The sequence below is a fragment of the Streptomyces flavotricini genome, from assembly GCF_020639365.1.
GTDB classification, from domain to species: Bacteria; Actinomycetota; Actinomycetes; order Streptomycetales; family Streptomycetaceae; genus Streptomyces; species Streptomyces flavotricini.
Genome location: NZ_JAINUL010000022.1, coordinates 1 through 4,836, shown reverse-complemented (window position 1 = coordinate 4,836; position 4,836 = coordinate 1). Strand labels below are relative to the sequence as shown.

General features: G+C 76.2%; 4 protein-coding genes. 2 read left to right on the top strand and 2 right to left on the bottom strand.

Annotated elements, in window-relative coordinates; all coding sequences use genetic code 11:
• Together K7B10_RS40385 and K7B10_RS40380 are read left to right on the top strand one after the other, a co-directional pair.
• On the top strand, positions 1-1,912 hold a 1,912-nt coding region (locus K7B10_RS40385; RefSeq protein WP_229346026.1), incomplete at its 5' end, for a condensation domain-containing protein.
• A 142-nt stretch (positions 1,913-2,054) separates the two neighbouring features.
• A complete protein-coding gene (locus K7B10_RS40380) occupies positions 2,055-2,258 on the top strand; it encodes an EF-hand domain-containing protein (protein WP_229346025.1) in 204 nt (67 codons plus the stop codon).
• 70 nt (positions 2,259-2,328) lie between these two features.
• Here the strand turns inward: K7B10_RS40380 and K7B10_RS40375 are convergent, their stop codons facing one another.
• Positions 2,329-3,759, bottom strand: a complete 1,431-nt coding sequence (locus tag K7B10_RS40375) for an MFS transporter (RefSeq protein ID WP_229346024.1) — start codon at positions 3,757-3,759, stop codon at positions 2,329-2,331.
• 193 nt (positions 3,760-3,952) lie between these two features.
• Positions 3,953-4,836 (bottom strand): beta-ketoacyl reductase (locus K7B10_RS40370; protein WP_229346023.1); only part of this gene is annotated, 884 nt, incomplete at its 5' end.

Below are 4,836 nucleotides of genomic sequence, written 5' to 3'. Positions count from 1 at the left end.
CTGGTGGTCGGGCGTCCTGGCCGCCCTGCCGCAGCAGCCCCTCCCCGGCCGGGAGGAGCACCCCGCCGGAGCCGCCGCCGGACTGCCCGCCTCGGCCCGCCAGCGCGAGGTGCTGCTCGACGCGATGGCCGCCCCGCCCGGACCGCAGCTCCACCTCGGCCAGCTGCACCTGCGCTGGTACGGGCCGCTGGACCGGCAGAGGTTCGACGAGGCCTGGCAGAGCGTCACCGACCGCGAGGCCGTGCTGCGCGCCGCGTTCGCGCCCGGCCCCGGCCGGGGCGGCAGCGGACCCGTCGTCACCGTGCACGAGCGGGTCGAGATCCAGGTACGGCACGATCCGTACGAGCCCGAGGGCACGGCCGGCCCGACCGGCGGGGCGGCCGCCTGGACCGCCGTGCTCCGCAGCGAGCGGGAGCAGGCCTTCGACCCGAGCCGGCCCGGCCCGCTGCGCATCCGCCGCGTCGCCGGAGAGCCCGGCGCCCACGGCCCCGACGCCCGCATCGTCCTGACGTACCACCAGGCCCTGCTCGACGCCCCGAGCGTGCAGCAGCTGCTGCGCTCCTTCCTGCGGGCGTACGCGGCCGACGGCCGTCCCGCGGGAGGCGAGCGCCGCCCGGCACTCCCCGACCACCTGCGCTGGCTGGCCGCACGGGACCCGGGCCCGGCCCGGGAGTTCTGGGACCGGGCCGCCCCGCCCGCCGGGGCCCGTACGCTGCCCGCGGTCCCGGTGGCGGGCCGGCGGCCGGGATCCGGCGAAGGCGGCAGCGGGTACGGCCGGGCCGTGGAACGGCTCAACCCCACCGAGGTGGTGCGGCTGCGCGGGTGGGCGGCCTCGTGCGGGGTCGCGGAGAGCACCGTCCTGCACGCCGCCTGGGCCCTCCAGCTGCACCGGGCGGCTTCGCACGCCTCCGCCTCCGCCGCCCCCCTCACCGTCGCCTTCGGCGTGACCGTGTCCGGGCGCGGCATCGCCCTGGAAGGAGCCGAGAGGCTGCCCGGCCCGCTCGGCAACCCGCTCCCGCTGTCCGTGGAGGTGGACCCGGCGGCCCCGCTGACCCGGCTGCTGACCGGCCTCCGGGACGGGGCGCTGGGCCTGGCCGCGCACGAGTGGTACTCGGCCGGGCAGATACGGGAGGAGGCCGGCCGCTCCGGGGAAGCGCCGCAGACCGAATCGCTGATCACCTTCGACCGGGTGCCCGCCCGGTTCGGGGCGGGCGGCGCCGTCGATCCGCTGGACGAGGAACTGGCCGGGGCCGACGTACGCGTGGGCCCGCCGGAGGCCGTCGAGGCGTACACCGGGCTGCCCTTCGCCCTGACCGCCCGCCACGACCGCGCGGGCGGCCTCGTCCTGACCGCCGACAGCGACCGGGCCCGCCTCGCCGACGCCGACGCGGCCCGGATCCTCGCCCAGACCGGCCTGCTGCTGCGCGAGCTCCCCGAGGCCGACCTGCGCCGCACCACCGTCGCCGACGCGCTGACGCTGCTCGACGGCCTGCCCGTACCGGGCGCGGTGGCCCTGCCGCACGCGGCCGCGACCCGGCTGGTCACGCTGCGCCCCGCCGCGTACCCCGGCGCCGGGACGGTGCTGCTCGTACCGCCCCCGGACGCGCCCGCGGACTGCTACGCCGCGGTGGCGCGGGCCCACCGGGGCCTGCAGGCGCTGGTCACCCTCGAAGCCCCGGCCGATGCCGCGGCCTGCCTCGCGGCGCTGCGGCCGGTCCTCGCCGCGGCGCAGCCGCTGCTGCTGGGCTGTTTCTCCGGCGGCGGGGCCGTCGCGTACGAGGTGGCCGAGCGCATCGGCGCCCACGGCTGGCGGGCCCCGCTGGTGTCGATCGGCGGCACCGCCGACGGCAGCCCCGCCTCGGCCCAGGACCTCTCCCGCGCCCTGTGGGCGGCCACCCGCCACGAGTCGTAGCGGGGCCACCCCGCCGCCCACCGCTCCGCGGGGGAGATACACCCGTTCGGGGGTGCGGCGCACAGGTTCGCGGAGGGCATCTGCCAGGGTGGTGGGTCATGTGGACCTTCACGGTCCTGTGTGAATGCGAGAGGGGAACATCATGACCGAGGCCGAGCTCAGGGCGCTGTTCGACGAGATCGACACGGACGGCGACGGGCGGATCAACATCGTCGAACTGGCCGAGGGGATCAAGGCCGAGGGCGGCCAGGGGCACCTCGCCGAAGAGGTCAAGAAGGCCATGGAGGCCGACGCGAACCACGACGGGGTCCTCGACTTCGAGGAGTTCCGGACCCTGCTGAAGTAACGGCGGACCGTGACAGCCCCCGTACGGACCCGGAAGGGCCCGAACGGGGGCTGACGTGTGTGCGCCGGTCCTACCGGCGGCGGGGGCGGAGGGAGAGGGCGATCAGGAGGGCCGCCGCCGCGAAGGCGGCGCCCGCGGTGAAGCCCGCGGACATCGTGTCCGAGAAGTCGGCGTGGCCCGCGGAGGCGGTCACCATCAGGGCGATGCACAGCGAACCGCCCACCGACTGCAGGGCGTTGAGCACCGATGCCGCGGAGCCCAGCTCCTCGGGGCGCAGCCCCGACGTGGCGAGCACCGTCGGCGGGATCACGCAGAACGCCATGCCCGCGCCCAGCAGGAGCAGACCGGGCAGCACACCCGTCAGGTACCCGTCGCCCGGACCGAGGTACGAGAGCCACAGGTTCTCGGCGACCAGCGCGGCCGTGCCGATCGCCATCATCGGCTTCGGGCCGATCGCCCGCTCCACCCGTACGCCGACACCGGCCACGGCGGCCATCGTCAACGGCACCGGGAGCAGGCCGAAGGCCGCCTCCAGCGGGGACCAGCCGTGGTGCTGCTGGAAGAACTGGCTCAGGAAGAAGTAGGCCCCGATCAGGCCCCCCGGCAGGACCAGCATGCTGGCGAAGGCCAGCGCCCGGTCCCGGTCCCGGAAGAGCCCGAGCCGGACGATCGGCTCGGCGGCGCGGCGCTGCGTACCGACGAACACGGACAGCAGCACCAGGCCGGCGAGCAGCGGACCGGCCACGAGGCCGTCGGTCCACGGGTGTTCGGCCGCCTGCGACAGCCCGTACACGAGGGCGGCGGCGCCCAGCGCGGAGAGCAGCGCGCCGCGCAGGTCGAAGCGGCCGCGGATCCGCTCGGTCTCCGCGATCACCCGCGGGGCGAGCAGCACGATCGCCAGACCCATCGGGACGTTGAGCAGCAGCACCCAGCGCCAGGAGCCCGCCGAGGTCAGCGCGCCCGCCAGCAGCAGGCCGCCGGCGGTGGAGGCCGCGCCGACCGCGGTGCAGACGGCGATGGCCCGCTTGCGGGCGGGCCCCTCGGCGAACGTGCTCAGCATCAGCACGAACCCGTTGGCCGCGGCGCACGCGGCGCCGGCGCCCTCCACGGCGCGTACGGCGATCAGCAGTTCGCCGCTCGGAACCGCCGCCCGGACCGCGGCGGCGGCCGTGAACAGGGCCACGCCCGCGACGAAGACCTTGCGCCGCCCCAGGATGTCGCCGGCCCGGCCGCCGAGCAGCAGCAGGCCGCCGAACGCCAGCAGGTAGGCGCCGATCACCCAGGACGCGGCGAGCACGGAGAGCCCCAGATCGGCGCGGATGCCGGGGAGCGCGATGTTCATGATGGGGTCGTCGAGCTGGATCATCGCGTTGCAGCCCGCGATGACCGCGAGCGCGAGCCCGGGGCGCGGGCGCGGGAGGTGCGCGCCGGCCGGGGCCGGCGTACCGCCCCCGGTCGCGGCCCCGGCCCCCGCGGGGCGCTCGGTGACGGACGCGGACATGCACTGCCTCCCACATGACGACTTGACGACGGGACCACTTGACGATGTGTCGAGGTGAAGTCCTCACGGTCCCAAGGAGCGCTGGAGGAGCGCTGCACTCCGGGACGAGGGCGCCGGTGCCCGCGACGCCCGATGTCCCCGGTCCTCTCGAGGACCGGGGACATCGGGCGTTCGGGGCGGGGTGACGGGGGTGCTACTGGAAGATCTCCTCGCCGTCGAGGATGTCGAACAACTCCTCGGCCGTGGCGGCGCTCAGATCGTCTTCGAGGTCCTCGGCGCCGAACAGGAGCTCGCGCAGGTGCGCGGCGAGCTTGACCGGGGACGGGTAGTCGAAGATCAGCGTGGGCGTCAGGCGGGAGCCGGTGAGGGCGCCCAGGCGGTTGCGCAGTTCCAGGGCCGTCAGCGAGTCGAAGCCGAGGTCCAGGAAGCCGCGGTCCGCGCGGACCGCGTCCTGGCCGGCGTGGCCGAGCACGGCGGCGGCGTGGGCCCGTACGACGTCCAGCAGTTCCTGCTCGCGCTCCTTGGCGGGGAGGGCGGACAGGCGCTCGACCAGCGCCGCGGGGTCCGTGCCGCGGTCGGCGGCGCGGGCCGTGGAGCGGGTGGGCTGGGGGACCAGGCCCTTGAGGAGCGCCGGGAGCTCGTCCGCCCGCGAGCGCAGCGTGGCCGTGTCCACGCGGAGCGGGACCAGGGCCGGGAGGCCCTTGGAGTGGGCCGAGGTGAAGAGCCGCAGGGCCTCCTCGACCTCCAGGGCGGGCAGGCCGCGGGCCGCCATCAGGCGGATGTCCTCCTCGATGGACTCGGTGAGTCCCGTCCTGGCCGCCCAGAGGCCGTACGCCAGGGCCTGCGCGGGCAGGCCCTCGGCGTGCCGGTGGGCGGCGAGGGCGTCGAGGAAGGTGTTGGCGGCGGCGTAGTTGGCCTGTCCGGCGGCCAGGGTGAGCCCGCCCGCCGAGGAGATCAGCGTGAACAGGGCCAGCGGCAGCCCGCGGGTCTGCTCGTGCAGGTGCCAGGCCGCGTCCGCCTTCGGGGCCAGCACCCGGTCGAGGCGCTCGGGGTCCATGGTGGCGATGAGCCCGTTGT